General features: G+C 62.8%; 29 protein-coding genes and 1 tRNA gene. 16 read left to right on the top strand and 14 right to left on the bottom strand.

Annotation, left to right across the window (positions count from 1 at the left end):
• Window positions 1–2: 2 nt before the first annotated feature.
• From RBH19_RS03400 to prmB, 3 genes are read right to left on the bottom strand one after another with little or no spacing between them, the layout of a single operon-like run.
• Window positions 3–1,160 (bottom strand): MFS transporter, encoded by a 1,158-nt coding sequence (locus RBH19_RS03400; RefSeq protein WP_306727416.1) that lies wholly within the window; start codon window positions 1,158–1,160, stop codon window positions 3–5.
• Complete coding sequence (aroC, locus tag RBH19_RS03395) at window positions 1,157–2,260, bottom strand: chorismate synthase (RefSeq protein ID WP_306727415.1); 1,104 nt, start codon at window positions 2,258–2,260, stop codon at window positions 1,157–1,159. The genes RBH19_RS03400 and aroC overlap by 4 nt, the downstream gene beginning before the upstream one ends.
• Window positions 2,250–3,203, bottom strand: a complete 954-nt coding sequence (prmB, locus tag RBH19_RS03390) for a 50S ribosomal protein L3 N(5)-glutamine methyltransferase (protein ID WP_306727414.1) — start codon at window positions 3,201–3,203, stop codon at window positions 2,250–2,252. Before prmB ends, aroC begins: the two co-directional genes overlap by 11 nt.
• A 103-nt stretch (window positions 3,204–3,306) precedes the next feature.
• Here prmB and RBH19_RS03385 point away from each other — a divergent pair, with 103 nt between their 5' ends.
• The 5 genes from RBH19_RS03385 (at window position 3,307) to RBH19_RS03365 (ending at window position 7,125) form a co-directional block, all read left to right on the top strand.
• A complete protein-coding gene (locus RBH19_RS03385) occupies window positions 3,307–3,936 on the top strand; it encodes an SCO family protein (RefSeq protein ID WP_306727413.1) in 630 nt (209 codons plus the stop codon).
• Between the two features lie 12 nt (window positions 3,937–3,948).
• Window positions 3,949–4,431 carry a copper chaperone PCu(A)C gene (locus RBH19_RS03380; RefSeq protein ID WP_306727412.1) on the top strand — a complete coding sequence of 161 codons (483 nt, stop codon included), beginning with the start codon at window positions 3,949–3,951 and terminating at the stop codon, window positions 4,429–4,431.
• The gene (asd, locus tag RBH19_RS03375; protein ID WP_306727411.1) at window positions 4,428–5,294 is read left to right on the top strand and encodes an archaetidylserine decarboxylase; all 867 of its coding nucleotides are present in this window, start codon (window positions 4,428–4,430) and stop codon (window positions 5,292–5,294) included. Before RBH19_RS03380 ends, asd begins: the two co-directional genes overlap by 4 nt.
• Before the next feature lie 20 nt (window positions 5,295–5,314).
• Window positions 5,315–5,788 (top strand): free L-methionine (R)-S-oxide reductase MsrC, encoded by a 474-nt coding sequence (gene msrC, locus RBH19_RS03370; protein ID WP_306727410.1) that lies wholly within the window; start codon window positions 5,315–5,317, stop codon window positions 5,786–5,788.
• A 71-nt stretch (window positions 5,789–5,859) separates the two neighbouring features.
• Window positions 5,860–7,125 (top strand): HD-GYP domain-containing protein, encoded by a 1,266-nt coding sequence (locus tag RBH19_RS03365; RefSeq protein WP_306727409.1) that lies wholly within the window; start codon window positions 5,860–5,862, stop codon window positions 7,123–7,125.
• 8 nt (window positions 7,126–7,133) lie between these two features.
• Here RBH19_RS03365 and RBH19_RS03360 read toward each other — a convergent pair whose 3' ends face one another.
• Window positions 7,134–8,309 (bottom strand): BaiN/RdsA family NAD(P)/FAD-dependent oxidoreductase, encoded by a 1,176-nt coding sequence (locus tag RBH19_RS03360; RefSeq protein ID WP_306727408.1) that lies wholly within the window; start codon window positions 8,307–8,309, stop codon window positions 7,134–7,136.
• Between the two features lie 12 nt (window positions 8,310–8,321).
• Window positions 8,322–9,068 (bottom strand): creatininase family protein, encoded by a 747-nt coding sequence (locus tag RBH19_RS03355; protein ID WP_306727407.1) that lies wholly within the window; start codon window positions 9,066–9,068, stop codon window positions 8,322–8,324.
• A 94-nt stretch (window positions 9,069–9,162) separates the two neighbouring features.
• Between RBH19_RS03355 and RBH19_RS03350 the strand changes: the two genes are divergently transcribed.
• Entirely contained in the window at window positions 9,163–10,323 is a 1,161-nt protein-coding gene (locus RBH19_RS03350; protein WP_306727406.1) for a hypothetical protein, read from the top strand.
• A gap of 7 nt (window positions 10,324–10,330) precedes the next feature.
• On the opposite strand, the gene RBH19_RS03345 is transcribed toward RBH19_RS03350, so the two are convergent.
• The 6 genes from RBH19_RS03345 to RBH19_RS03320 all read right to left on the bottom strand — a co-directional run bounded on the left by RBH19_RS03345 (window position 10,331) and on the right by RBH19_RS03320 (window position 13,595).
• Complete coding sequence (locus RBH19_RS03345; protein WP_306727405.1) at window positions 10,331–11,218, bottom strand: substrate-binding periplasmic protein; 888 nt, start codon at window positions 11,216–11,218, stop codon at window positions 10,331–10,333.
• Between the two features lie 34 nt (window positions 11,219–11,252).
• A complete protein-coding gene (gene msrB / locus RBH19_RS03340) occupies window positions 11,253–11,828 on the bottom strand; it encodes a peptide-methionine (R)-S-oxide reductase MsrB (RefSeq protein WP_306727404.1) in 576 nt (191 codons plus the stop codon).
• A gap of 127 nt (window positions 11,829–11,955) precedes the next feature.
• A tRNA-Ala gene (locus tag RBH19_RS03335) sits at window positions 11,956–12,031 on the bottom strand.
• 96 nt (window positions 12,032–12,127) lie between these two features.
• Complete coding sequence (locus tag RBH19_RS03330) at window positions 12,128–12,613, bottom strand: GNAT family N-acetyltransferase (protein ID WP_306727403.1); 486 nt, start codon at window positions 12,611–12,613, stop codon at window positions 12,128–12,130.
• A complete protein-coding gene (locus RBH19_RS03325; RefSeq protein WP_306727402.1) occupies window positions 12,606–13,151 on the bottom strand; it encodes a thioesterase family protein in 546 nt (181 codons plus the stop codon). The genes RBH19_RS03330 and RBH19_RS03325 overlap by 8 nt, the downstream gene beginning before the upstream one ends.
• A 36-nt stretch (window positions 13,152–13,187) precedes the next feature.
• Window positions 13,188–13,595, bottom strand: coding sequence for a secondary thiamine-phosphate synthase enzyme YjbQ (locus RBH19_RS03320; RefSeq protein ID WP_306727401.1), 408 nt, complete (start codon window positions 13,593–13,595; stop codon window positions 13,188–13,190).
• A 99-nt stretch (window positions 13,596–13,694) separates the two neighbouring features.
• On the opposite strand from RBH19_RS03320, the gene trmH reads away from it, so the two are divergent.
• From trmH to RBH19_RS03305, 3 genes are all read left to right on the top strand, one after another.
• The gene (gene trmH / locus RBH19_RS03315; protein ID WP_306727400.1) at window positions 13,695–14,363 is read left to right on the top strand and encodes a tRNA (guanosine(18)-2'-O)-methyltransferase TrmH; all 669 of its coding nucleotides are present in this window, start codon (window positions 13,695–13,697) and stop codon (window positions 14,361–14,363) included.
• Between the two features lie 150 nt (window positions 14,364–14,513).
• The gene (locus RBH19_RS03310) at window positions 14,514–14,741 is read left to right on the top strand and encodes a hypothetical protein (protein ID WP_306727399.1); all 228 of its coding nucleotides are present in this window, start codon (window positions 14,514–14,516) and stop codon (window positions 14,739–14,741) included.
• Between the two features lie 159 nt (window positions 14,742–14,900).
• Complete coding sequence (locus tag RBH19_RS03305) at window positions 14,901–15,503, top strand: hypothetical protein (RefSeq protein ID WP_306727398.1); 603 nt, start codon at window positions 14,901–14,903, stop codon at window positions 15,501–15,503.
• Between the two features lie 24 nt (window positions 15,504–15,527).
• Here RBH19_RS03305 and RBH19_RS03300 read toward each other — a convergent pair whose 3' ends face one another.
• Window positions 15,528–17,660, bottom strand: a complete 2,133-nt coding sequence (locus tag RBH19_RS03300; RefSeq protein ID WP_306727397.1) for a dihydrolipoyl dehydrogenase family protein — start codon at window positions 17,658–17,660, stop codon at window positions 15,528–15,530.
• Window positions 17,661–17,849: 189 nt separating this feature from the next.
• Here RBH19_RS03300 and arsS point away from each other — a divergent pair, with 189 nt between their 5' ends.
• Together arsS and RBH19_RS03290 are read left to right on the top strand one after the other, a co-directional pair.
• Entirely contained in the window at window positions 17,850–18,839 is a 990-nt protein-coding gene (gene arsS, locus RBH19_RS03295) for an arsenosugar biosynthesis radical SAM (seleno)protein ArsS (RefSeq protein ID WP_306727396.1), read from the top strand.
• A 29-nt stretch (window positions 18,840–18,868) separates the two neighbouring features.
• On the top strand, window positions 18,869–19,648 hold the full coding sequence (locus tag RBH19_RS03290) for a DUF1499 domain-containing protein (RefSeq protein ID WP_306727395.1): 780 nt from the start codon (window positions 18,869–18,871) through the stop codon (window positions 19,646–19,648).
• Between the two features lie 20 nt (window positions 19,649–19,668).
• Here RBH19_RS03290 and RBH19_RS03285 read toward each other — a convergent pair whose 3' ends face one another.
• Window positions 19,669–20,397: a hypothetical protein gene (locus RBH19_RS03285; protein ID WP_306727394.1), complete on the bottom strand. Its 729-nt coding sequence runs from the start codon at window positions 20,395–20,397 to the stop codon at window positions 19,669–19,671.
• A gap of 143 nt (window positions 20,398–20,540) precedes the next feature.
• Here RBH19_RS03285 and RBH19_RS03280 point away from each other — a divergent pair, with 143 nt between their 5' ends.
• The 5 genes from RBH19_RS03280 (at window position 20,541) to RBH19_RS03260 (ending at window position 24,790) form a co-directional block, all read left to right on the top strand.
• Window positions 20,541–20,885 carry an ArsR/SmtB family transcription factor gene (locus RBH19_RS03280; RefSeq protein WP_306727393.1) on the top strand — a complete coding sequence of 115 codons (345 nt, stop codon included), beginning with the start codon at window positions 20,541–20,543 and terminating at the stop codon, window positions 20,883–20,885.
• Entirely contained in the window at window positions 20,872–21,912 is a 1,041-nt protein-coding gene (locus RBH19_RS03275) for an ArsJ-associated glyceraldehyde-3-phosphate dehydrogenase (protein ID WP_374728949.1), read from the top strand. The genes RBH19_RS03280 and RBH19_RS03275 overlap by 14 nt, the downstream gene beginning before the upstream one ends.
• Before the next feature lie 65 nt (window positions 21,913–21,977).
• Window positions 21,978–23,222, top strand: coding sequence for an organoarsenical effux MFS transporter ArsJ (arsJ, locus tag RBH19_RS03270; protein ID WP_306727820.1), 1,245 nt, complete (start codon window positions 21,978–21,980; stop codon window positions 23,220–23,222).
• Window positions 23,223–23,292: 70 nt separating this feature from the next.
• Window positions 23,293–23,904, top strand: coding sequence for a pyridoxamine 5'-phosphate oxidase (gene pdxH, locus RBH19_RS03265; protein ID WP_306727391.1), 612 nt, complete (start codon window positions 23,293–23,295; stop codon window positions 23,902–23,904).
• Between the two features lie 7 nt (window positions 23,905–23,911).
• Complete coding sequence (locus RBH19_RS03260) at window positions 23,912–24,790, top strand: alpha/beta fold hydrolase (RefSeq protein WP_306727390.1); 879 nt, start codon at window positions 23,912–23,914, stop codon at window positions 24,788–24,790.
• Between the two features lie 117 nt (window positions 24,791–24,907).
• Here RBH19_RS03260 and RBH19_RS03255 read toward each other — a convergent pair whose 3' ends face one another.
• Entirely contained in the window at window positions 24,908–25,201 is a 294-nt protein-coding gene (locus tag RBH19_RS03255) for a P-II family nitrogen regulator (RefSeq protein ID WP_306727389.1), read from the bottom strand.

Genomic DNA, 25,201 nt, shown 5'->3' with positions numbered 1-25,201 from the left:
TTTCAACGATGAATGATTGCCGATTCGTCACGGCGCGGCAGCCCCCACCAGGCGATGGCGAAGGCCACGGCAGCACTCGCGGCTGCGCTCATGAAGACGACGGAAGGGCCGACACCGTCCCAGAGATAGCCCCCGGCCAGGCTGCCCACGGCGCCGCCGGCGCCAAAACTCAGGCTGCTGTAGAGCGCCTGCCCCCTCCCCTGTACGGGGCCGGTGAAGAAGCGGTGGATGAAATGCACCGCCACCGCGTGATACAGGCCAAAACTGGCCATGTGAAGCAATTGCGCGACGATCAGAACGGGTATTTTATCAACAAAGCCGGCAATCAGCAGCCAGCGCAGTGCCGTAAGCCCCAGAGCCACCAGCATGAGGGCCCTGGGGCCGGCCCAGGGCATCAGACGGGGCATGAGCAGAAAGACCCCGATCTCCGCGATCACCCCCAGGGCCCAGAACCAGCCGATGGCGGTGCCGCCATAGCCCACATCCTGCAGATAGAGGGTGAAGAAACCGTAATAGGGGCCATGACTGGCCTTGGCCAGAAAGCAGGCCATGAACAGGGCGATGACTTCGGGGCGGCGCAGCACGGCCATCACGCTGCCAGCGCCCGTGGGGCGGGGCCGGTCATCGCCCCGCTCTGGCACCGTCAGGGTACCCAGCCACATGGCCAGCAGCAGCCCCCAGACGATCCAGGGCAGGAGGCGGAAGCCGGCGTTCTCCAGCAAGGGGCCAAGGAGCACCACCGAGGCAATGAAGCCCACCGAGCCCCACAGGCGGATGCGTCCGTAGCGACTGACCCGATCACCCAGGTGGTTGAGCGTCACCGCCTCGAACTGGGGCAGCGCGGCATTCCAGAAGAAACTGAACAGCAGCATGACACCGGCCAGCCAGAAATAGGCATCGCCGAGGAGGACGGCACCGAAACTGAGAACGGCGAGGAAACCGGCCAGACGGATGACCGGCATGCGCCGGCCACGGCGGTCAGCGATCCAGCCCCAGATATAGGGTGCAATGAGCTTGGTGCCCAGCAGGATGGCCATGAGTTCGCCGATTTCCGAGGCCCCGAAGCCCAGGGAGCGGAGATAGGGGCCCCAGTAGGGAACCAGGGCCCCGAGAACGGCGAAGTAGAAGAAATAGAAACTGGACAGGCGAAGTCCGATCATTCTCCCGCCTGTCCCGGCACCAGCGGTCCCGGCCGCTCGCTGTCGGCATTCTGCGCCCGCTGGCGGAGATAGTGATCCATCAGCACCAGCAGCACCATGGCTTCGGCGATGGGTACGGCACGCAGACCCACGCAGGGATCATGGCGCCCGGTGGTCACCACGTCCACCGGCTTGCCCTCCAGATCGATGCTGCGTCCCGGCAGGCGGATGCTGGAGGTGGGCTTGAGCGCGATGCTCACGCGCAGATCCTGGCCGGTGCTGATCCCGCCCAGTACACCACCGGCATGATTGCTGAGAAAGCCCTCCGGGGTCATCTCGTCGCGGTGCTGGGTGCCTTTCTGCACCACGGAGGCGAAGCCATCCCCGACCTCGACACCCTTGACCGCATTGATGCTCATCATGGCCTTGGCCACATCGGCATCCAGGCGATCGAAGACGGGCTCACCCAGGCCGGTGGGCATGCCGCTGGCCACTACATTGATGCGGGCGCCCACCGAATCGCCGGATTTGCGCAGGCGTTGCATGTAGTCCTCGAGCTCCGGGACGCGGGTGGAATCGGCGCAGAAGAAGGGGTTTTCCTCGACGGCCTCCCAGCACTCGAAGCCCAGCGGAATCTCACCCAGCTGGGCCAGGTAGCCGCGTACTTCCAGGCCAGTCTCTTGCCGCAGGTACTTGCGCGCAATGGCGGCGGCGGCCACGCGCATGACAGTCTCCCGGGCCGAGGAGCGGCCACCGCCCCGGTAGTCACGCCGCCCGTATTTCTGCAGATAGCTGTAATCGGCATGACCGGGGCGGAAACGGTCGGCAATATTGCGGTAATCCCGGGGTTTCTGATCCTGGTTCTCGACCAGCAAACCAATGGGCGTCCCGGTGGTGGCGCCCTCGAATACGCCGGAAAGGATCCGCACCTGGTCGGGCTCGCGCCGCTGGCTGGTGTGCCGGGACTTGCCGGTGCGCCGACGTTCCACATCCTGCTGGATATCTTCCTCGCTGATGACGAGCCCGGGCGGGCAGCCCTCGACGATGCAGCCCAGCCCCGGGCCATGGCTCTCGCCGAAGGTCGTCACCCGGAATCGTTCACCAAAACCGCTACCGGACATGATCAGGCCTCCCTGCCGGTTCTTCATGCTCCAGCACGCCGAGATCGGCGGCCTGGATGATGCACACGCCCTGCCCGCCACGCGCGAATTCGGGCCACTCCATGGGCAGTTCCGGGAAACGCTCGGCCAGCGCCGGCGCCGCATTGCCCACTTCAAGCACCAGCAGGCCGTCGTCGGCCAGGTAATCCGCTGCCTGCCGGATGATCCGCGCCGCCAGGGCCGTACCGGCATCCCCCGCCACCAGACCCAGCCCGGGCTCGCGCAGAAACTCCTCGGGCAGATCCGTCAGCTCTTCCTCGGGCACATAGGGCGGATTGCTGATGATCAGGTCGAAGCCCAGGCGTGGAACGTCCGCGAACAGATCCCCCTGGTGGAGCTGCACCAGGGCTTCCATGCCGTGCAAGGCCACATTCTCACGGGCCACGGCCAGGGCCTGGGGCGAAATATCGGTGGCATGCACCACGTCCACCGGCAGATGGGCGGCACAGGCAATCGCAATGCAGCCACTGCCGGTACACAGGTCCAGGGCCGAATGGACGGGACGGTCCTCGCGCCAGGGGGTGAAACCGCTTTCGATCAGTTCCGCGACGGGCGAGCGTGGCACCAGAACATGCTCATTGACGCGAAATTCAAGGCCGGCAAAGCGGGTGCGCCCCGTGAGATACGCGGCCGGACGCCGGCTCTCGATCCGTTCCCGGAACAGGGCCATGATGCGAACGCCCTCAGCATGGGTCAGACGGGCATGGAACAGAGCCTCAGGCAGAGGCGGCTCCAGGGACAGGGTGTGAAGAACCAGCCACAGCGCCTCATCGACGGCATTATCGGTGCCGTGGCCGAAATACAGGCCGGCCCGGTTGAACTCGCTGGCACCCCAGCGGACAAAATCAGCCAGGGTCTGCAATTCGCCCGGGGGGAGGCCTTCCTGATCGTTGCGCCTATCCAAGTTGCTGCTCCAAACGGGTAGAATAAGCGCCCATCATAAAGACTGCCCCACCTTCAGCGGAAGGGGCGTCATCCACCGCCTTACGATTAGTGACCGTTTAGCCATGCATCGCAGCCTGATTCTTCTGATTGCTCTTGTTTTCGCCGCCGCCGGGGCCTTCGTGGCTCACCTGATCACGGACCGCCCGGGGCAGAAGCCGGAAACGGAAGCCGTACTGCTGGATCAGCCACGCCTGATCCCGGACATGATCCTGCTGGATCACTACGGCACGGCCTGGTCACCCGGGCGCCTGCAGGGGCAATGGTCGCTGATCTTCTACGGCTTCACCCACTGCCCGGACATCTGTCCGGAAACCATGGTGCAAATGAACCAGGTGCATCGCCTGGTGGAAGAGAGCGGGCAGGTGATGCCACCGTCGGTCATCTTCGTATCCGTGGATCCGGCGAGGGATACGCCGGAACGCCTGGCCCAGTACGTCCCCTACTTCAATCGCAACTTTCTCGGCCTGACCGGCAGCGAGGACGCCGTGGTTGAACTGGCCCTGTCGATGGGGGTTCCGGTGGCCATTCCCGAGGTGGAGCCGGGTGAGGATTACGAGGTGGATCATGGCGCATCGCTGACCCTGGTGGATCCGGATGGCCATATCCGTGCCTTCTTCACCCCACCCCATCGGGTGGAGAGCATTGCCCGGGACTACGAAGCCATCGTCCGTTACCTCAATAGTCACCATTAAGGAATGCGCCGAATGAAGCGAATTGCCCTGTTTCTGAGCCTGTCCCTGTGCAGCCTGGCGCTGACCGCCGAGCCGCCGATCACGGCAGAATCGCCCTGGGTCAGGGAAGCGCCACCCGGCACATCGGTCACGGCCGGCTACCTGCAACTGCACAATCGCGGTGATGAAGCCGTGTCACTGACGGCCGTTTCGGCCGACGAGTTTCGCCGCAGTGAATTGCATGAGACCGTGCATGAAGATGGACAGGCCCGCATGCGCCACGTGGACGCCGTGCTCATCCCCGCTGGCGGCCAGGCCGAGCTGGCGCCGGGTGGAAAACACATCATGCTGCACGAACCTCGCCGAACCCTGGAAGCCGGCGACTGGGTCACGCTGACGCTGCGCTTCGACAACGGGCAGCTATTGCAGATCGCTGCCCCCGTGCGCAAACGTACCGGACGCGAGGAAGCCGGCGATGATGAGCATGAACACCATCATCATGGAGCCCATGAATGACGGCTGCGCTGCCTCCCTCGCCTGGTGACTACGCCGCCGCCTGGCCTCAGTATCTGCTGCCTCAGCATCTCCTGTCGCGGGTCATTCACCGGGCCACACGCTCTCGTCGTCCATGGCTGCGGGATGCCATCATGCAGCGTTTCCTGGATCACTTCGAAGTGAACCTGGACGAAGCCGAACACAGCGATCTGTCCCATTACGACAGTTTCAATGCCTTCTTCACGCGGGCCCTCAAATCGGGGGCTCGGCCGCTGGATGACGCCGCCCTGGTCTCGCCGGTGGATGGCCGCATCAGTCAACTGGGCTCAATCTCGGGCGATCGGCTCTTTCAGGCCAAGGGGCGTGATTACGGCCTCGAGGAATTGCTGGGTAATGAGCAGCGGGCACAGCCCTTCCTGGACGGACAGTTCGCCACCATCTACCTGGCCCCGCACAACTATCACCGTATTCACATGCCCGTGGACGGGACGCTCACCGATCTGGTGCATCTGCCCGGCCGCCTGTTCTCGGTCAATCCACGCACCACCCGGGTAATTCCACGCCTCTTTGCACGCAATGAACGCGTGGCCGCCTGCTTCGATACGGCGCATGGTCCGATGGCCATGGTGCTGGTGGGGGCCCTGCTGGTCGGCTCCATCGAGACCGTGTGGACGGGTGAGATCACGCCCCCCACTCGCCTGTCACCCCGACGACTGCCACTGCCCGCGGCAGCGAGGCGGACGCTGGGGCGGGGAGACGAGATGGGCCGCTTCAACATGGGCAGCACCGTCATACTGTTGATGCCGAAATCGGCACCCGCTTTCCGGGAACAGCTCTTCCCCGGGGCCGCCCTTCGTCTGGGCCAGGCATTGAGCCGCCACTGAGCCACCGTCACGGAGATCGCATGCTTTCACTGCCCGAACTCAACTACGCTGACAAGACCGTCTTCTATGAGGACTTGCTGCTGGCCGCCCGGGGTCTGGTTCACGGCGAACGGGATCTGATCGCCAACTGTGCCAATCTGTCGGCCCTGGTTTTCCAGAGCCTCCCGGAAATCAACTGGGCCGGCTTCTATTTCCTGAAGGAAGGCGAGCTGGTGGTCGGGCCCTTCCAGGGCAAGCCGGCCTGTGTGCGCATCGCCATCGGCGAAGGGGTCTGCGGGACGGCGGTGAAGGAAGGTCGCACGCTAAGGGTGGATGATGTGGATGCCTTCCCGGGGCATATTGCCTGCGACGCTGACAGTCGCTCGGAGATTGTGGTGCCGGTTCGAATGGCTGGCGAGATTGTCGGTGTCCTGGACATCGACGCACCGGTTCCGGCGCGTTTCGGGGAGGAGGATCGCATCGGCCTGGAGGCGCTGGTAAGCGTACTAGAGTGAAAGCGCATATCGTGCCAATTGGGTATTTCGAATAAGTCCAGGCGAAGCGGGATCAGGGAGACGATCATTCAATGAAACGGATTCAGGTAGCCGTCGAGGATCTGCGCCTCGGCATGTATGTCGCGGAGCTGGACCGCCCCTGGCTGGACAGCCCCTTCCTGTTCCAGGGCTTCCTGCTGGAACGGCAGGAAGACCTGACAACCATCCGCTCCCTCTGCCGGCATGTACTGGTGGATGAGGCCCTGTCCACCGTGAGTGACCATACCGGCAGTCATTCATCGACGTCGGGGCATGAGAGGGTGGTGGCATCCAGCCGTCCCGGGGTCGACAGCGCTTCGCCACGTACATCCCGAGTCGTTCAACTGGATCCGAAACGCATTCTGTCCGCCGTACAGACAGGTCATGACACCCGTCAACGCACCCATGGTTACCTGAAGACACTGTTCCGGGATCTGCGCCTGGGACATACCGTGGACACGGAAGAAGCCAGGGGCTTTGTCAGCCAGATGGTCGATGCCATCACCGACTACCCGGATGTGGCCATATGGCTGACGCAGATGAAGAACAAGGACGAGTACACCTCGCTGCATTGCCTCAATGTCTGCGTACTGACCGTGGCTTTCTGCCGCCACCTGGGTTACTCGAGAACGGACCTTGAAACCATCGGCATCGGCGCCCTGCTGCATGATATTGGCAAGTCAAAGACACCGGAGCACATCCTCAACAAGCCCGGACGTCTCAGCCCCGAGGAATGGCAGATCATGCAGCGCCATCCGGAAGATGGTTACCGCATGATGCAGGAGGCCGGCGGGGATATTCCCGATGTGGCTCTGCAGATCATCCGCGGCCACCATCGGCGGGTGAATGGTGCCGGCTACCCCGAGCAATTCCCGCTCGGCGAGCTGGATGTCCCGGTACTGACGGTGGCCATTGCCGACGTGTATGACGCCATGACCAGCGAGCGCTGTTATCACCAGGCCATGGCAGCGGATGAAGTGCTGCGTCTCATGCGCAAGGGTGCCGGTCAGACCTTCGGCCGGGAACTGATGGAGGATTTCATTCGCTGCGTGGGGATTTTCCCGGTGGGTAGCGTGGTGGAGCTGGGTAACGGCAGCCTGGCACTGGTGATCTCACCCGGTCGCAGTGAGCGCCTGCTGCCACAGGTTCTGATGCTGCGTGATGCCCATGGACACCGCTTGGAGCAACGCAAGCTGGTGGATCTGGCCGTTGCCGTACGCAACCGCCCCGGTCAGGACTGGCAGATACGACGGGTGGTGGAGCCGGGGCAACACGGTATCGGTGGTGAGGAATTGACCCTGGCCGACTTGCCGAGCTGAGAAAACACCTAGACGACCTCCCCCGCCGCTCGCCCGGAAGCCCAGGCCCACTGGAAGTTGTGCCCGCCCAGATGGCCGGTCACATCCACCACTTCACCGATGAAGTACAGGCCTTTCACCCGGCGGGCTTCCATGGTCTGTGACGAGAGTTCATCCGTGTCCACGCCGCCCAGAGTCACCTCCGCCGTGCGATAACCTTCCGTACCCGAGGGCGTGATGCGCCAGGGCTGGCATTGGCTGACGATGCCCTCGATGGCCTGGTTCGACAGGTCAGCCAGGATGGGATTGCCGAGGTAACGATCACACCATAATTCGGCCATTCGGCGACTGAAGGCTTCCGCCAACAGGGGCTTGAGCTGAATGCGCGGCCGTTCCCGGCGCAGTTGCTTGAGCCAGGCGGACAGATCTCGTTCCGGAAAGAGATCGAAGCTTACCGGCTCACCCGGCTGCCAGTAGGACGACACCTGCAACACGGCCGGCCCGCTCAACCCCCGGTGCGTGAACAGCAGGTTTTCCCGAAAATGCCCTTCGCCGGCACTGGCCTGGACATCCACGGAGATACCGGCGAGATTGGCCAGGTCCCGGAGCTTGCGCTCATCGAGGGTAAAGGGCACCAGCCCGGCCCGGGTCGGCAATACCTTGAGGCCAAACTGCCGCGCCAGCTCATAACCAAAACCGCTCGCGCCCATCTTCGGAATCGACAGGCCACCACTGGCCACCACCAGGGACTCGGCCCGCCAGCCCTGCCCGGCGGCACTCACCTCAAAGCGATCACGGTACTCGACGGCGCTGATGCTTGTGTGGGTACGAATTTCCACCCCGGCCGCCGCGCATTCATCCAGCAGCAGCTGCACGATGTCGCGGGACTTGTTGTCGCAGAACAGCTGGCCCAGCTTCTTCTCGTGATAGGGAATGCCGTGTGATTCCACCAGGGCAATGAAATCCCAGGGGGTATAGCGGCTCAGGGCTGATTTGCAGAAATGAGGATTGCGGGAGAGGAAATTCGCCGGCGTGGAATACATGTTGGTGAAGTTGCAGCGCCCCCCGCCGGACATGAGGATCTTCTTGCCCACCTTGTTGGCATGATCCAGCACCAGCACCCGCCGGCCCCTCTGGCCGGCGGTCAGGGCGCACATCAGGCCGGCGGCACCGGCACCGATGACGATGACATCCACGTGCTGCATGCGGGCGTCGACTCAGGCGGCCAGGAAGGCCTGGTAGTCCTCGAGCAGATCCTCAATGCCGGCCTCAAAGAGCTGCTTGCCCTTTTCCGGCGTGGCCAGGGAAGGATCGGAACCCATGCGCCCATCGGGGAAACGACGACGGAAATCCACCGCGTCGCGGAAGGAGCCGTTGGGAGCGATTTCCGGGCTCATCTTCACCTGCTTGATGGCCTCGGGGTAGGCGTAATAGGTCAACGACACTTCCGAGCAGGTGGCGTGGGAGCCTTCGCGGTCGCCGAACAGCTCTGCCGACAGGGCCTTCACCCGCTGCCCCGCGAACCAGTTGCCCAGCTTGAGATGACCGGGGGCTTCGCAATCCGGCGCATTGTGGAGACTGTAGTCGGCATAGTATTCGGCAAAGGCGGCCTGCACCGTATTGATGTTGCCACCATGGCCGTTGAGGAAATAGATGTGGCTGAAGCCGTGACGGGTCAATGACTGGACCACATCGTAGACCACGGCAATGAGCGTGCGGGGCCGAAGCGTCATGGAACCCGGGAACGACAGGTGATGCTGGGCCATGCCGATACTCAGGGTCGGGGCTACCATGATGCCTTCCCGTTCCCCGGCGCCGTGGGCGATGACTTCCGGACACAGGGCATCGGTACCCACCAGACCGTTGGGACCGTGCTGCTCGGTGGAACCGATGGGCACGATGATGCCCCGATGGCGCTCGAGATAACTTTCCACTTCCTGCCAGGAACACAGCTGCAGCTTCACGATGAACTCCGTCCAGATTCCGAAATTGACTCAGGGAATGGCTCAGGGCGATGAAAAGCATGCCAGGCCGATCGACTGGGGGTATCCTAACAGAATGCGACCTTACCGACGCCCGACAAGCCGGGCCGCCCCCGCCCTCCTCGCCTTGCTTGTGCTGCCCGTTATCGGGCTGACACAAGAGCTGCCAGCGCAATGGGAACCCCTGGGTGATCTGCGTGGCGGCTATTACGCCAGTGAGAGCCGGGACACAGGCGGTGAGCGTTCCGACAGCGACGCCTGGCGCGCACGACTGAGAGCCGGCTTTCAGGGTCCGCTGGCCCCCAACTGGGCCTTTCGTCTGCGCGCGGCGGGCAGTTACAGTTCCGAGGTGAGTGGCGGTGATGTCTACCTGAGGGGCCGGGCCCCCACCCGCAGCGGCATCGCCACCGGCGACACCACCGTGGATGAGCTGCAGCTGCGCTGGTCGGCACCGGGCAGCGAGTGGGGCATGATCGTGGGCCGCTTCCAGATGAGCGCCGGCATTCCCATCGTTCCCGGCAAGGCCCTGGATCGGAAGGACAGCTCGAACCTGGGTGTCTCCTGGACCGACGGCGTGGAACTGCGCTACCCGCTGGCGGGAGAATGGCGGGGCCGCAGCCGTCTTTTCCATAACCACCGCAAGGGCAGTGGCAGCGTCTCGCGGGCCCCGCTGGATTACACCGCCTCCGGGAGTCGGGCCGGCCTCAACAGCCTGATGGAACGCCCCGGCGGGCCGGGCCCCATCTCTCTCCAGCGGGTCACCCTGACCTGGCTGCCGGATGCCCTGCCGCCAGCCGGTAACGACAATGGAGCACGACGCGATTACCGCAGCCTGACCGCCAGTCTGGCTGCCAACTGGCCGGTTGGCATCCGGGGCACCCGCCTGGTGCTCGCCGGTGAGGTGGGCTACGCCGAGGGGCGTCCGGATGCGGCCCATTTCGAGGCCGGGGCGCCTGGCAAGGCAGGCGGGCAAGCCTGGCAGGCTTCCATCAACCTTTTCGATGTTCTGCCCGGCCACCATATCGGCCTGGTTCACGGCCTGGCCGAGCAAGGCTGGCTGCATTCAGTCGATTACCAGAACAACCAGCGACTGAGCGAGATCCGCTATCAGCGACGCTTCAGTCAGGCCCTGTCCATGGAAGCCCGTTACCGCCTGCGCTCACCCCTGGACTATGAGCATGAGACACAACGTCCCCGCCTCGAAGACATCTATCTGCGCCTGACCGCCCGTTTCTGAAGGGCGCTCAGTCAGCGGCCGACAGCAGTAGCTCGGCCACTTCCTCGCCCAGGTGACGTTTCAGGAGGGAACGGTAGCGTTCACTCTGCACATAGCCGTCATCGGCCTGAAAGAAGGCTTCCATCACGGGAGCCCAGTCGGAGCCCCTCGGCATGATGATCCCGAAATGCTCACCCGGATCATCACCCACGGGATGATGACGCAGGGGCTGCCCGGCCTCCCGGGCACGCCAGTAGTTGTAGGCATCGATGTAGGCAAAATAGTCGCCCGCGGCCACGCCGTCGATGATTGCATCATTGCTCTGGGCGGATTCAATGGTCAGTTCCGGTGCGTACTGCGCCCGAATGGCCTGCAGGCGCTCCTCATGCAGGGTGCCTTCGAAGGCCAGCGCACTCAGGTCTTCAAAGGCGCCGGCGATGTCCACCATGGCCCGCAGTTCCGCCTGTGATTCATGGGTGATCAACACGGCCACGTTGGTGAGATAGGCCGGAGAGAAGGCCAGCTCCTGACGTCGCTCTTCGGTAATGGTGACATTGCCAATCCCAAAGACCCCGCCTTCGGCATCCACCACCCGCTGATAGAAACGGCGCCAGTCACGCTCGGTGACAAACAGCAACTCCAGGTCCAGGCCCTGCTCCCTGGCCAGCCAGCGCTTGAAATCACGCATGATCTCCACGGTGACACCGGTCAGCTCGCCACGATCATCCCGATAGGCCCAGCCGGTGGCGGGCACATAAAGCACCTCGATACGACCGTGGCCACGTTCACTGACGCTTTCAAAGCGGTCGGCATGATCCACCCCGTCACGCCGATCAGCGTAATCACTGCCGGACTGATCGCAGGCGGACATGAGAATGGACAGAGCGGCAATACACAGGGAAAGCTGTTTTAGCATGGTGTCGGTCTCAAGCTGATTGGGTGTTCAGAGATCATCCGTCCTGGCGTTGTCCGCGCAGGGCCGGCAGGGGTTCGCCCTCGGGGACGAAACGCAAGGCCCGGCCGTTGTTGCACCAACGCTGGCCGGTCGGCTCCGGGCCGTCGCTGAAGACATGACCCTGGTGGCCGCCACAGCGAATGCAATGGTACTCGGTGCGGGGAATGATCAGGCGGAAATCCCGCTTGGTTCCGATGCGACCCTCGATGTGGGTGTAGAAGCTGGGCCACCCGGTTCCGCTGTCGAATTTCATGTCCGACAGAAAGAGCGGCAGATAGCAGGCGGCACAGACATAGGTGCCATCCCGCTTTTCCTCGTTCAAGGGGCTGGTGAAGGCCCGCTCGGTCTTTTCGCGGAACAGGATGTCGAACGCTTCCGGATCCAGTCGTTCGCGCCATTCTTCCTTGCTGAAATCGACGGGCGGAAATTCCTCCTTACTCATGGCATTGGCCTCCTCATCCAGGGTGGCTGCACGCAGACGGCGGCCCGACCCGTGCAGCAGGGGCATGGCCAACACGGACAGGGCGGCCATGCCACGCAGAATCGTGCGGCGACTGAATTCCGACGTCATGCGTCACCTCCCGGCCCGCTCGGGCACCAACCCACTGGAGGCCAGCATAGCGCCGGATCAAGCCGGGGAAAACAGGCGGAGAGAGGCCCATGAAAAATGCCGGGCGAGGCCCGGCATTTTCGGAAGATGGTGGAGCCGAGGGGAGTCGAACCCCTGACCTCAGCAGTGCGATTGCTGCGCTCTCCCAACTGAGCTACGGCCCCGTGTTGTGGACCATCACCGCCACGTGGCGGGATGAGGCGTGGATTCTAGCACCCAGCCCAACGCTTCGCCAGCAGAGCAAGGGCAGGCACCCGCACCTACTCACCACTCCGTTCGGGTTCGGAGAAATCCAGCTCCAGCATGCGATAGGGGGCATCACCCAGACCCAGGGCATGGTAGGTGGCAATGGCGGACTCGTTCTCGGGCTCCACATACAACCTCAGCCCGGTGCAGCCCGGATCTTCCAGAGCCATGGCCTCCACATGATGGTAGAGGGCCCGGAAGACGCCGCCGCGACGGGCGTCCGGGCGAACGTACACGCTCTGGATCCACCAGAAGAAGCCATTGCGCCAGTCACTCCACTCGAAGGTCAGGCCAATCTGCCCGACCACCCGATTGCCCAGTTCGGAAAGGTAGTAGCAGCCCCGCCCGGGGTCATTGAGGACGGCCCGAACACCCGGCCGCACGTCCACCGGATCCAGCACCAGACCTTCGGATTCTCTCGCCAGCTCCATGTTGAACTCGACGATGACAGCTTCATCGCCTGGACGTGCCTGGCGGATATGAATCAGCTCTTCAGTCATTGCCCTCTCCCTCGTAACCAGCACGCAGGCTTTCCTCACTGTCCTGCCAGTGCCTGATGCTGTCGGGCATGGCGGGGGATTCGACCGCCTCACCGAGCACCCGTTCAAAGATCTCTGCCGGCGGCACAACACCCCCCGATCGGCGGATGCAGCCTTTCATGATGGCATGGGCCACTTCACGATCACCCCGCAGAAGTTTCTGTTCCAGATAGAACCATTTCTCATCCCAGCAAATGACCCGGCTCTCGAGCCGGAAAAACTGGAACGGCAGGAGGGAGCGCTTGAAGCGCACCATGGCGGTGGCCACCACGGGCATCCACTTCTCCTGAAAGATGACCCGCCCCATGCCGGTACGCAGCATGAGATCCAGCCGCCCCAGATCCATCAGGGTCAGATAACGACCATTGTTCATGTGCAGGTTGATATCAAGATCATGGGGCCAGACGCGAAAGTAAACCCGTGAGGTGTCCAGCGGTGCCAGGCGCTGCCCCAGCAGGGCTCTCAGCACGACCCGAATCATTCTCAACCACAGATTCACGACAGCTCCCTGGGGAAACCGCTGTACAGAGCTTCCCTAGCAGATGGTAACCACCACACGACGGCGCTGGGGGCACGTTCGGTGCTCACAGAGAAAAACCCCCTGCCAGGTGCCCAGCAGCAGGCGACCGGCCTCCACGGGCAGCGTCATCGCCGGCTGGGTCAGCATGCTGCGCACGTGAGCGGGCATATCATCCGGCCCTTCCGCGTCATGAACGAAAAGGGGATCACCGTCAGGCACCAGCCGGGCCAGAAATCGCTCCATGTCCGCTGGCACGTCCGGATCGGCATTCTCACAGATTAGCAGTGAAGCACTGGTGTGCAGGCAGAGCAGATGGCACAAGCCCTGCTGAACACCACTCTGGGACACCAGATCATTCAGCAGGCGGGTGATATCGCGCATCTCCCGCCCGGAAAACTCCAACGCCAGCTGTTTGCGGAACATGGATACTCCCGTTCACGGCCAGATCGTGTTCAGCGTTTCTCTCAAGCCGGTATGATAACCGTCCACCACCGGCAAACGACAGTGATCTGGCGCGAATCCATGACACCGGAACGACTGCAGAAACTGCACGACACCCTGAACCGGCGACAGCCGGACCTGACCGTGCTGATGGATGATGTCCACAAGAGCCACAATCTCTCCGCCGTAATGCGCACCGCGGACGCGGTGGGGATCCAGGATATTCACGCCGTTTCCCCGGACCGTTCCGTGCAGCGCTACCGCATCATGTCCGGTGGTAGTCGAAAATGGGTGGCAACCCATATTCACCCGGACATCCCCACCGCCGCCGACAAGCTCAAGGCCAGTGGCCATCGCATCGTGGCTGCCCACTTCTCCCCCCGTGCCCGGGATTTTCGCGAGGTGGACTACACCCGCCCAACGGCCCTGTTGCTGGGGAATGAACTCAGCGGCGTCAGCGAACAGGGCAGCGCGCTGGCCGACGAGCACGTTATCATTCCCATGCTGGGCATGGTGGCTTCGCTCAATGTCTCGGTAGCCGCGGCCCTGATCCTCTACGAAGCGCAACGGCAGCGACTGGCGGCCGGCCTGTATGAGCATTGCCGCCTGCCGCCGGAACGCTACCGACAGCTGTTGTTCGAGTGGGCCTATCCGCGCATTGCCCGATACTGCCGGGACAAGCGACTCCCCTACCCGCCCCTGGACGAGCACGGCCTGATGCAAGAGGCTCCGGGTACGCGGGTGGATTGATCGGCAGTTTCACGGTTCCCGGCGAAGTTTTTTTGCAGAAAGGGCTTTCTTTTCACGGTCAAAATCCCTATAAAAGGCTGCGCTGAAAAATGGGGGCACCATTGACCCCGTCAGCCTGCAAGCGTGCCTGGCATGGAGGACGAGCAAACGATGGCCGGAAAGAAGAAATCGCTGGAAGAGCATGACTTTGACGATGAACTGGATCTGGACGAGGCCGGTGACCTGGAAAAGCTGTTCGCGGCAACGGAACCGGCCAACCGCCCCCCCGCCGCCCGCAACAGCCAGCGAAAGAGTCAATGGCGCTCCGTCGAGGAATACATGGAGGCCCGCCGCCTCCAGGATGAGCTGAAGCATTACGGCTTCGACGAGGAAGAATGAGGCATACTCCAGGGAAAACGATCCAAGGAACCTGCAGAGGTTCCGTGAATGTGCCCGGTTGATCGGGGCTTGACTGCTTTTCCGACTCCCCGCCTTGAGCGGGGAGTGTTTTTCAGTATCAGGAACCCTTGAAAAGCGGTTCCCCGGGGAGATGGTGTCATGCGCCAGCTGCAATTCGGCCTTCTTGTCCTTGCCCTGTCCGTCCTCGCTCCACCGTCGGCGCACGCGGAACCGGGCTTCGGTCATGACTATCTGTCGCTTTCCTATACGCGCCTGAACCCCGACCGGGATACGGCCCTCCAGGGCACGACCCTCACCGGCCTGGCCGGGCGCCTCAACCTGTCGATTGCGGAACACAGCTGGGTGGCCCTGGAACGGGAAAGCCTCTCCAGCGAAGAATTTGATGACGACAGCCGTCTCGGCCTGGAATACAACGCCCTGCTCTTTGGCGCCGGTCAGATGATCACCGACCGTGGCATGGCTTATGTTGAAGCGGGCCCCAGCTTCAGCCATCTTCGACAGGAAGCCACTGTCCGTTCGGTGGTGTTCGCCGTCGGCATCCGGACCCGCATCAGCCCACGCTTCGAGCTGGGTGGCGGCCCGCGGCTGGACGGTCGCCACCGCCTCGACCCGGACGACCATGAATGGAGCATGCGGGTGCAGGGCGTTTTTGATCTGTCTGATAGGGTTGCCTTGAGTGGCAGTTACGACTATCGCGAAGAAAGCCGCCAGTGGCGCCTCGGTGCACGGGTACGCTGGTAAGCCACCGGCTGTCGCCGGAGGCGCCTATCGCCGCCAGGCGTGAAGGCGCTCCAGCCAGCGCAGCACACCCTCGGGGGCATGGGCCTTCTTCCAGTTGCCCGCCGCAAACTTGTTGGCCTCACTGAACGTGGGGTAGGGGTAGATCGTCGACAACAGCCTGTTGAGCCCGATCCCGTTTTTCATGGCCAGCGTGAACTGGCTGATCAGCTCCCCCGCCTGTGGACCGACAATGGTCACGCCCAGAATGCGATCCTTTCCTGGCGGTGTCAGAACCTTGATGAAGCCTTCGGCGGATTCGTCGACGATGGCACGATCAAGGCCTTCGAAATCGTAACGGGTCACTTCGTGGGCCACGCCCTGCTCACGGGCATTGTGTTCATTCAGCCCCAGGCGGGCGACCTGCGGATCGGTAAAGGTCACCCAGGGCAGGAAACGATAGTCCACCCGGAATCGCCTTGCCCAGCCAAACAGGGCATTGACCGCCGCATGCCAGGCCTGATGGGAGGCGGCATGGGTGAACTGAAAAGGGCCGGCCACGTCACCACAGGCGTGGATGGTCGGGATCGAGCTGCGCAGGAACTCATCGGTCTCGATGGTGCCGTTGGCGTTGAGACGCACACCCAGTTCTTCCAGACCCAGGCCCTCGGTGACCGGTTTGCGCCCCACGGCCACCAGCAGCCGGTCCCCCTCAATGGTCACTTCCTCGCCATCCACTTCCGTGATCAGCCCAAAGCCGCCCTCGGGACGCTGCTCGCACTTCACTGCCTTGTGGCCAAGGCGGACATCGACACCGTCCCGTTCCAGGATTCGGCGAGTGTAGTCGGCCACATCCGCGTCTTCCCGCCCCAGTAGGTGCGACGCCATTTCCACCTGAGTGACCTGCGAGCCCAGCCGGGCGAAGGCCTGCGACAGCTCACAGCCGATGGGCCCGCCCCCCAGCACCACCAGCCGACGGGGCTGCTCCCGCAGGGACCAGAGCGTGTCACTGGTCAGGTAATCCACATCCTTCAGGCCGGGGATGGGGGGAATCAGCGGGGACGAACCCGTGGCGATGATGATATGCCGGCTGCTCAGATGCCGGCCGTTCACCGCCACTTCCCAGGGTGAAACAATCTTCGCCTCCCCCTGGATACAATCCACCCCGAGGGATTCGAATCGTTCCACCGAATCATGCGGCTCAATGGTGCGAATGACCCGCTGCACCCGTTCCATCACGGCCGGGAAATCAACGGGTGCGCTGGCTTCGGGAAAACCGAGCTTCCCGGAATGTTCCACGGCGGCCTTGAACGTCGCCGAACGTATCAAGGCCTTGGACGGCACACAGCCGGTATTGAGGCAGTCACCGCCCATGCGGTCGCGCTCGATCAGGCTGACCCTGGCGCGTACCGCGGCGGCAATCAGGGCGGCGACCAGACCACCGGAGCCGGCGCCGATGACAATCAGATTGCGATCGAAGCGCTTCGGTTTCTTCCAGCCCCGCAGGGCCTTGCGACGCTTGAAAATGGCCAGCAGGCGACGGGCGACCAGGGGGAAAAGACCCAACAGGACGAAAGAAGCGATCAGGGCCGGCGACAACACGTCTCCCGGCCCGTCAATACGGGCCAGCTGGGTGCCGGCATTCACGTAGACGATGGTGGCCGGCAACATGCCCGCCCAGCTGACCAGCAGAAAGGTCAGGGTCCGTATGGGGGTCAGACCCATGGCGATGTTGATGACGAAGAAGGGAAAGACCGGCACCAGGCGCAGGGCAAAGAGGTAGAAGGCCCCTTCCCGCTCGATGCCACGATTGACGGCCCGAAGGCGGTCCCCGTAACGCTGCTGGACGCTGTCACGGAAGAGAAAACGGGCGATCAGGAAAGCCGCGGTTGCACCGAGGGTGGAGGCCACCGAAACCAGCAGGGTTCCCCAGAGCAGGCCGAAGATGAAACCACCGGCCAGGGTCATGACGGCCGCGCCCGGAATGGACAGGGCCGTCACCAGCACGTAGAGGAGAAAATACCCCCCCATGGTCAGCAGCGGCTGCTCGACAATGAGCCGCTGGAGCGCCTCCCGCTGGGCCTGGAGGAACTCGAAATCCAGATAACGATCCAGACCCGAGAGGAAAAAAGCGGCGATCAGTGAGATCACGACCGCGATCAGCAGGATGCGCTTGATCACTCAACACTCCTTGGTGTTCTCAGGAACCCGAGGTTCCCTTGATTTTGCCCAGAGGGCTGTAACAGTGGCCGAGATCCACCGTCCCACTCATGGCCCCTCGGATTCAAATCGGAGGGGCCTTGAGTGGGAAGACGCCCACCCTGGCGAGCTGTTACATTCCAGACATCACCCAAGCGAAGCAGGCTCCGCATGCGCGATACATTGCCCAAGCTGGAAAAGATCCCCTTCCCCGGTCTCCGGCGTGCCCGGCTGGACACGCTGCAGATGAACCTGGGCTACCTCTGCAACCTGTCCTGCGTTCATTGTCATGTGGCCGCCGGCCCCAATCGTACCGAACTCATGGACTGGGGCACCATGGAAACCGCACTGGCATTCATGGAGCGGCAGAAGATCCGCACCCTGGACGTGACCGGGGGGTCCCCGGAAATGAACCCGCATTTCCGCCGGTTGTTCCAGGCCGCCCATGAGCTGGGCGTTCACCTCATGGATCGCTGCAACCCCACCATCATCGAGGAAGCCGGCTTTGACTGGATTCCCGGCTTTCTCGCGGAGCATCGGGTTCAGGTGGTGGCCTCCCTGCCCTGCTATCAGTCCGACAATGTGGAAAAACAGCGCGGAAAGGGCAGCTTTGACAAAAGCATTCGCGGCCTGCAGAAGCTGAATGAGCTGGGTTACGGTGATCCGGATTCCGGGCTGGAACTGGATCTGGTGTACAACCCGGTGGGGGCGCACCTGCCGCCTGAACAGTCTCAGCTGGAGCAGGACTACCGGGCGTTTCTGGAGCATGAATTCGGTCTTCGCTTCAACCGTCTGTTCGCGCTGGCCAACATGCCCATCAAGCGCTGGGGCAGCCTGCTGCTGTCCACCGGACAGTTCGATGACTACATGGACACCCTGCGCCAGTCGCACCGCCCCGAAAATCTGGCTGGCGTCATGTGCCGTGACCTGATCAGCGTGGACTGGCAAGGCTTTGTCTACGACTGCGACTTCAACCAGATGCTGGAACTGGGCCTGGGCGGCGAGCGCGTTCACCTGGCCGACCTCCTGGACAGGAACCTTGAAGGCCATCCGATCCGGGTCTCCGGACACTGTTACGGCTGTACCGCCGGGCAGGGCTCCAGCTGCGGCGGCGCGCTCAGCGATAACAGCGCTGAAAGGCCTGCTATCATCAACGGCTGAGAAGGGATCATCCTGCGAGGAGAATGGCCATGCTTCGGGTTTCCACCGACCGTGTTCGTCAATGGCTACCCGTGGCTGCCTGGCTGCTGCTGGCCGCTGCCATCGTGGCTCTGGCTCTGCTTGCCCTTGCCGGGCCTGCGTATCGCAGTGGACTGCTGGAGCTGTCCAGCGCCTTCGGCCTGTTCCGGTACGGCGCGTGGACCGGCCTGCTGGTGGCACTGCTTGCCCTGCCCGTGGCCGGACTCTGCCTCTGGCTGGGTCGGGCACATCAGAGTCTGGCGGTGGCCCTGATTGCATTGCTGATTGGCGCCATCAGCGTGGGGCTTCCCTACAGCTGGCTGCAGAAAGCCCGCTCCGTCCCGCCCATTCACGATATCAGCACCGACACCGAGGAGCCTCCGGCCTTCGAGGCCATCGCACCATTGCGGGCGGATGCCCCCAATCCGGTGGCGTACGCCGGTGAGGAAACGGCCCGGCAGCAACGGGAGGCCTACCCTGACCTGGAGACAATGATCCTGAATGTGGACAGGAACACGGCCGTGGAAGCCGCCGTCCATGTGGCGCAGTCCATGCGCTGGATACTGGTGGACGTGGACGCCCCCGAAGGCCGGATCGAGGCGACGGCCACTACCCGCTGGTTCGGCTTCAAGGACGATGTGGTCATCCGCATCCGGGAAACCACCCGGGGCAGTGAACTGGACATTCGCTCCAAATCCCGGGTGGGTCGTTCGGACGTGGGCGCCAATGCGGAACGCATTCGTGAGTTCCGAGCCCGGCTCGAGGCGCGACTGCAGGAAGATATGCCCTGAGGCACCACCGACGGCGAGGGCTATCGTTGCTCGCCCTCGCCTTCGGGCTCGTCATCATGAAGTTCCATCTCGCCGAGGCCGATGGTGCCGCGGGCCCAGTTGAACATGAAACGCGTTTCCGCCTCCACGATCTGTTCAAAATCCCAGCGGCTGTCATCGTAATACTGGGTACCACTGTGAACACCGCGACCGTCAATGACGGTCAACCGTCCAAGACCGGCCGTTGAACCAGTGTTGCTACCCGTGGCCACGCGGCGATTGCGGTCCATGCGCCTTGCCGTTCGTTCGATGGCCACCTCGTCGCCGTATTCCGGTAACAGCTCTTCTCCCAGTATCTGCCTCGCCTCCTGCCGAATTTCCTCGTCGAGCAGTGGATAGATGTCGCCGGCGGGGCCGGCCATCTGTGGATAGCCACGCTCGGCTGACAGTTCCAGCCAGGCCCAGCCACGCGCCAGATCACGTTCCATGCCCTTTCCCTGGAGGTACATCACAGCGACGTTGTACTGGGCGAACTTGTCCGCCCAGTAGGCGGCCAGCTTGTAGTACTCCAGCGCCGTGGCATAACGACCGGCACGGTAGGCCTCCTGGGCACGCTGAAGCTGGGCACTGGACGGCGTGTTCTCGTAGCTGGGTGCCGCCGGGCCCTCGAAATAGTCGGGGCCGCTGGCGCAGGCCGTAAACAGGACAGCAACGAAAACGAGGCAAACAGTCAGCCGCCGGCTGGCGGCACCAGGCGCGAGTTCGGACATTATCCCCCCTTGTTTTGGTCAATGATTCCCCAGAAAAAAAATGGTACCCAGAGGCACCGGCCTTTTTCAACAGCGAACCGTGACGTCGGCCCGGGCGGAGAATGCGATGGAAGCCATGAATATATTTCGATAATATTGGAAGCATGGAAAAGAACGATGCCATCAATGCCCTGTCGGCCCTCGCCCAGGACAGCCGCCTCACCCTGTTCCGCTGGCTGGTCAGACGCCACCCCAACCCCGCCTCGGCCGGTGAGATCGGCGATGCACTCGGGCTGGCACCGGCCACGCTCAGCTTTCATCTGGCGACCCTGGAACGGGCAGGCCTGATCCAGCATCGCCGCCAGGGGCGCAGCCGCCTGTACCAGGCCCGCCTGGTCACCATGAATGCGCTCATGGCCTATCTCTTCGAGGACTGCTGCGAGGGCAACCCCGCGGCCTGCCCGGAAGGGCTGATCACCCGTCTTCGGCAGAATCATGAACCCCAATGAACGACCCCGCACCCAAGCACAGGACGACACCGTGAGCTCCATCATCATCAATGGCTTCGGCCGCATGGGCCGCCTGGCGCTTCGCCACGGCTTCGACCGCCCGGGCATGAACTTCATCCGCATCAACGACCCGAACATGGATGCCGACCTGGCCGCCCACCTGTTGGCCTTCGATTCCATTCATGGTCGCTGGCATCATGCGGTCGACAGTGATGGTGACCACCTCATCATCGGGAAGCAGCGAATTGCCTTCAGCCAGGCCGCCTCACTGACGGAGCTGGCCCGCTTCGCTTCGGCGGACATCGCCCTGGAATGCTCGGGCCGCTACCGTGATGCCGAAGCCCTTGGCCCCTGGCAGCAGCTCAGTGCCCACTGCGTGGTATCGGCCCCGGTCAAGGGTGGTGCACCCAATGTGGTTGTCGGCGTCAATGACAGCGACTTCGACCCCAGCCGGGACCGGGTGGTCTCTGCCGCTTCCTGTACCACCAACTGCCTTGCCCCCGTGGTCAAGGTTGTCCACGAGGCATTCGGGATCCGTCATGGCGCCATCACCACCATTCATGATGCAACCAATACCCAGCGCGTCATCGATTCCGCCCACCGGGATTTTCGTCGTGCCCGGGCCACCGGCGAGAACCTGATACCGACCACGACCGGTTCCGCCAAAGCCATCACGGTGATTTTCCCCGAACTGGAAGGCCGCCTGAACGGCATGGCCGTGCGGGTCCCCATACTCAATGCCTCACTGACCGACGCCGTGTTCGAGCTGGAGCGGGCCGTCAGCGAGGAGGAAGTCAATGCGGCACTGAAGGCCGCTGCCGAGGGTGAGCTGAATGGCGTGCTGGGCTACGAAGATCGGCCACTGGTCTCCAGCGATTATCGCGGGGATACCCGGTCATCCATCGTGGATGGCCTGTCGACCATGGTGGTGGATGGCACTCAATTGAAGGTGGTGGCCTGGTATGACAATGAGACGGGCTATGTCTGCCGGATGCTTGATCTGGTGGATCGCATCAGGACTTCCTGACTTTCACTCATTGAGCGTTGACCACCGGCGACAATCATGACTGTGGATGGAAGATTGAAGGGATGATGGAGCGTGTAAGACAACTTCCGGAAGCCATCCGCCAGTACATGGTGGTCACCATGGCCTACTGGTCCTTCACCATCACCGATGGTGCGCTTCGCATGCTGGTGCTGCTGTATTTCTACCAGCTGGGTTACTCGCCCTTCGAAGTGGCCATGCTGTTCGTGCTCTACGAACTGTTCGGTGTAATCACGAATCTGCTGGGGGGCTGGATCGGGGCACGCTTCGGTCTCCATCGGACGCTGTTTGCGGGGATGTTCCTGCAGGTGGTGGCGCTGCTGATGCTCACCGTGCCGGAGGCCTGGCTGGGCGTGATCTACGTGATGCTGGCCCAGGCACTGTCGGGGATCGCCAAGGACCTCAACAAGATGAGCGCCAAGAGCAGCGTAAAGCTGCTGGTGCCGGCCGGAGAAAGCGGCCGACTGTTCAAGTGGGTGGCCGCCCTGACCGGATCCAAGAACGCGCTCAAGGGGGTGGGGTTCTTCGTGGGCAGCGCCCTGTTGGGCACCATCGGCTTTCAGGTCGGCGTGCTGGCCATGGCGGTCTGGATTGCCGTGTTCTTCCTGCTCAGCCTGATCCTGCTGCGGCGCGGCATGGGCCAGGCCAGTGGCAAGACGCCCTTCCGGCAGATTCTCTCCAAGAGCCGCGCCGTCAACTATCTGTCGGCTGCCCGCTTCTTCCTTTTCGGCGCGCGGGATATCTGGTTCGTGGTGGCCCTGCCGGTTTTCCTGCAGGGCGTACTGGGCTGGAGCCACGTGCAGGTGGGGACCTTCATGGCGCTCTGGGTGATCGGCTACGGTGTGGTGCAGTCACTGGCACCACGCTTCGCCCGCCTGCAGGGCCGGGACTCCGCCCACGGCGGACGACGCGCCGCCATTGCCTGGGCCATTGCACTGGCCCTGTCCCTCGCCCTGATGGTGGTCGCCCTTGATGCGGGTTTCTCGCCGGCGGCAACCCTGATCATCGGGCTTGGCCTGTTCGGCTTCCTGTTCGCCATCAACTCCTCCCTGCACTCCTGGCTGATCCTGGAATACGCCCGGGGCGACGGCGTCTCGCTGGACGTGGGTTTCTACTACATGGCCAATGCCGCCGGCCGCCTGGTGGGTACCCTGTTGTCGGGGCTGGTGTACCAGTTCCATGGCCTGAGTGGCTGTCTGCTGGCAGCACTCGCCTTCATTTTGCTGTCCTCACTGATTGCCACGGCGCTGCCAAAGCCGGCAGCACCGAGCGAGCGTCGCTGCCAAAGCTGACGTCAATCAAGGTAGAATTACGCTCTCGAGGCCATCATGCAGGTCTTACCCTTCGATCACGGGAGCCACGATGAGTCAGACAGGCATTCACGAAGACAGCGCCGCCAACGACCCCTTCGAGCAGTTCCGCATCTGGTGGGACGACGCTCAGGCCCGCTCCGGCATGAATGAGCCCACCGGCATGAGCCTGGCCACGGCGGACGCCGAGGGTCGACCGTCAAACCGCATCGTTCTGCTGAAATACTGGGATCGACGCGGCTTTACCTTCTTCACCAACTACAACAGCCGCAAGGGCCGTGAACTACTGGAGAACCCCTGGGCTTCCCTGCTCTTCTGGTGGGACAAGCTGCGCCGCCAGATTCGTGTTCAGGGGCCGGTGGAGAAACTGCCGGAACAGGAATCGGACGCCTATTTTGCCAGCCGCCCGCGAGGCAGCCAGATCGGCGCCTGGGCCTCCCAGCAGAGCCGCCCCCTGGACAGCCGGGATACCCTGAGCCAGCGAGTGGCGGAACTGGAGAAGGAGTTTGGTGACGGCCCCATCACCCGTCCGTTGCACTGGGGTGGCTTTCGGGTCGTTCCACACGAGATCGAGTTCTGGGACGATGGTGCTCACCGCCTGCATGACCGCATCGTTTACCGTCGCCAGGGCCAGCAGTGGCTGACCGAGCGGCTCTATCCCTGAGATTTTCATGAAACCATCACAGTGGTACCAGCCACAGCAGCTCATTGATCTCGGGGGGCAGCGCCTTTACGTCCACGACGTGGGCGATGGCCCGGTGCTGCTCTGTCTGCATGGCCTGCCCGGTGCATCATGGAGCTGGCACAAGCTCATGCCCCACCTGGATGGGTTTCGGGTCATTGCCCCCGATCTGCTCGGCTTCGGTCATTCCGACAAGCCCGGCGATGCACGCTACTCAGTGGTTGCCCACAGTGATCGCATGGAAGATCTGCTCAAGGCGCTGGATATTCGTGATTTCCATGTCATGGGCCAGGGCCTGGGGGCCATGATCGGGCTTGAGTTGATGGCACGTGCCGAAGGCCGTGAAGCGGAAGAACTTGATCCGCGCATCAACCCGCTGAGTCTGTTCCTGATCAATGCACCCATCTTCCCGGAACTATCGGAACCACCTCGCGCTGAACGTTGGCTGGCAAGCCAGTTCGGGGAGTTGCTGAAGTTTGTCGCTAGCAGAAATCTTTTCTGGCAGTACCTAAACGAGCTCTCCGGCCCATACAGTCGACCTACACCGATGGAGGTAAAGCAGCTTTGGCAATTGCTGAAACGGAATGAAGGTCGCTGGATACTGCCTGCCCACGCCCGCTATCACCAGGAACTGATGAAACGCAGCAAACGATGGGTTCGTGCATTGAGAGAAACCCGCCGCCCCCTGCGTCTGGTTGCCGGCCCGGAAGATCCAGTGGCCGGCCACCGTCTGGAAGCGGCCTTTCGTCGGGCGCTACCGGATTTGCGGCGGGAAATGATCGGAAAACTGGGCCATGCGCCGCAGTTCGAGTCGGCGGACAAGCTTTCACCCCTGTTGAAAGCCTTCCACAACACGCTTCGCAGCTAATGGCATGGGGAAGCGCCTCCGGCGTTGTCGGCAAGTTACGGCACCGCGGGGCAAAGAAAGACTGACCGGTTTGACAGAAGTTGTGGCGACTCCCGTGCGATGAAGGCCAGGCTTTGGCTAGAATTTCTCACCCCGAATGACGTCCACTTCCGCCAGATACAGAACCATGGCGAAGTCCTTGAAATATTTCTGATGGAGCAGCTCGGCAATCTGCCAGGCAATCTGCTCTTCACAGATGACCTCTACCCGAATGTTCGCACCCTGCTCCACACCCGGTGCTCTGGCACCCCGGCGCCCCGCACCACGAGCCTCCGTGATGGTATAACCCCTCGCACCACAATCCCTGATGATCTTGACCAGGGGGCGTTCCAGCGCCTCTTCAGTAATCACAGTCAACAGTTTACGGCGCAT

This window comes from Natronospira bacteriovora (genome assembly GCF_030848495.1).
GTDB lineage: Bacteria > Pseudomonadota > Gammaproteobacteria > Natronospirales > Natronospiraceae > Natronospira > Natronospira bacteriovora.
The sequence above is the reverse complement of the archived record's forward strand: the minus strand, read 5'-3'. Positions and strand labels throughout refer to the sequence as shown.

Bases quoted from the DNA above. Each gene is read 5' to 3' on its own strand.
- RBH19_RS03285 (WP_306727394.1), bottom strand. From the start codon at position 20,397: ATGTCCGAACTCGCGCCTGGTGCCGCCAGCCGGCGGCTGACTGTTTGC.
- pdxH (WP_306727391.1), top strand. From the start codon at position 23,293: ATGAGTCAGACAGGCATTCACGAAGACAGCGCCGCCAACGACCCCTTC.
- asd (WP_306727411.1), top strand. From the start codon at position 4,428: ATGACGGCTGCGCTGCCTCCCTCGCCTGGTGACTACGCCGCCGCCTGG.
- RBH19_RS03360 (WP_306727408.1), bottom strand. From the start codon at position 8,309: ATGCAGCACGTGGATGTCATCGTCATCGGTGCCGGTGCCGCCGGCCTG.
- arsJ (WP_306727820.1), top strand. From the start codon at position 21,978: ATGGAGCGTGTAAGACAACTTCCGGAAGCCATCCGCCAGTACATGGTG.
- RBH19_RS03280 (WP_306727393.1), top strand. From the start codon at position 20,541: ATGGAAAAGAACGATGCCATCAATGCCCTGTCGGCCCTCGCCCAGGAC.
- RBH19_RS03380 (WP_306727412.1), top strand. From the start codon at position 3,949: ATGAAGCGAATTGCCCTGTTTCTGAGCCTGTCCCTGTGCAGCCTGGCG.
- RBH19_RS03365 (WP_306727409.1), top strand. From the start codon at position 5,860: ATGAAACGGATTCAGGTAGCCGTCGAGGATCTGCGCCTCGGCATGTAT.
- RBH19_RS03290 (WP_306727395.1), top strand. From the start codon at position 18,869: ATGCTTCGGGTTTCCACCGACCGTGTTCGTCAATGGCTACCCGTGGCT.
- RBH19_RS03255 (WP_306727389.1), bottom strand. From the start codon at position 25,201: ATGCGCCGTAAACTGTTGACTGTGATTACTGAAGAGGCGCTGGAACGC.
- msrC (WP_306727410.1), top strand. From the start codon at position 5,315: ATGCTTTCACTGCCCGAACTCAACTACGCTGACAAGACCGTCTTCTAT.
- RBH19_RS03310 (WP_306727399.1), top strand. From the start codon at position 14,514: ATGGCCGGAAAGAAGAAATCGCTGGAAGAGCATGACTTTGACGATGAA.
- RBH19_RS03305 (WP_306727398.1), top strand. From the start codon at position 14,901: ATGCGCCAGCTGCAATTCGGCCTTCTTGTCCTTGCCCTGTCCGTCCTC.
- RBH19_RS03320 (WP_306727401.1), bottom strand. From the start codon at position 13,595: ATGTTCCGCAAACAGCTGGCGTTGGAGTTTTCCGGGCGGGAGATGCGC.
- RBH19_RS03260 (WP_306727390.1), top strand. From the start codon at position 23,912: ATGAAACCATCACAGTGGTACCAGCCACAGCAGCTCATTGATCTCGGG.
- aroC (WP_306727415.1), bottom strand. From the start codon at position 2,260: ATGTCCGGTAGCGGTTTTGGTGAACGATTCCGGGTGACGACCTTCGGC.
- arsS (WP_306727396.1), top strand. From the start codon at position 17,850: ATGCGCGATACATTGCCCAAGCTGGAAAAGATCCCCTTCCCCGGTCTC.
- RBH19_RS03275 (WP_374728949.1), top strand. From the start codon at position 20,872: ATGAACCCCAATGAACGACCCCGCACCCAAGCACAGGACGACACCGTG.
- RBH19_RS03400 (WP_306727416.1), bottom strand. From the start codon at position 1,160: ATGATCGGACTTCGCCTGTCCAGTTTCTATTTCTTCTACTTCGCCGTT.
- msrB (WP_306727404.1), bottom strand. From the start codon at position 11,828: ATGACGTCGGAATTCAGTCGCCGCACGATTCTGCGTGGCATGGCCGCC.
- trmH (WP_306727400.1), top strand. From the start codon at position 13,695: ATGACACCGGAACGACTGCAGAAACTGCACGACACCCTGAACCGGCGA.
- RBH19_RS03330 (WP_306727403.1), bottom strand. From the start codon at position 12,613: ATGACTGAAGAGCTGATTCATATCCGCCAGGCACGTCCAGGCGATGAA.
- RBH19_RS03385 (WP_306727413.1), top strand. From the start codon at position 3,307: ATGCATCGCAGCCTGATTCTTCTGATTGCTCTTGTTTTCGCCGCCGCC.
- RBH19_RS03350 (WP_306727406.1), top strand. From the start codon at position 9,163: ATGCGACCTTACCGACGCCCGACAAGCCGGGCCGCCCCCGCCCTCCTC.
- RBH19_RS03345 (WP_306727405.1), bottom strand. From the start codon at position 11,218: ATGCTAAAACAGCTTTCCCTGTGTATTGCCGCTCTGTCCATTCTCATG.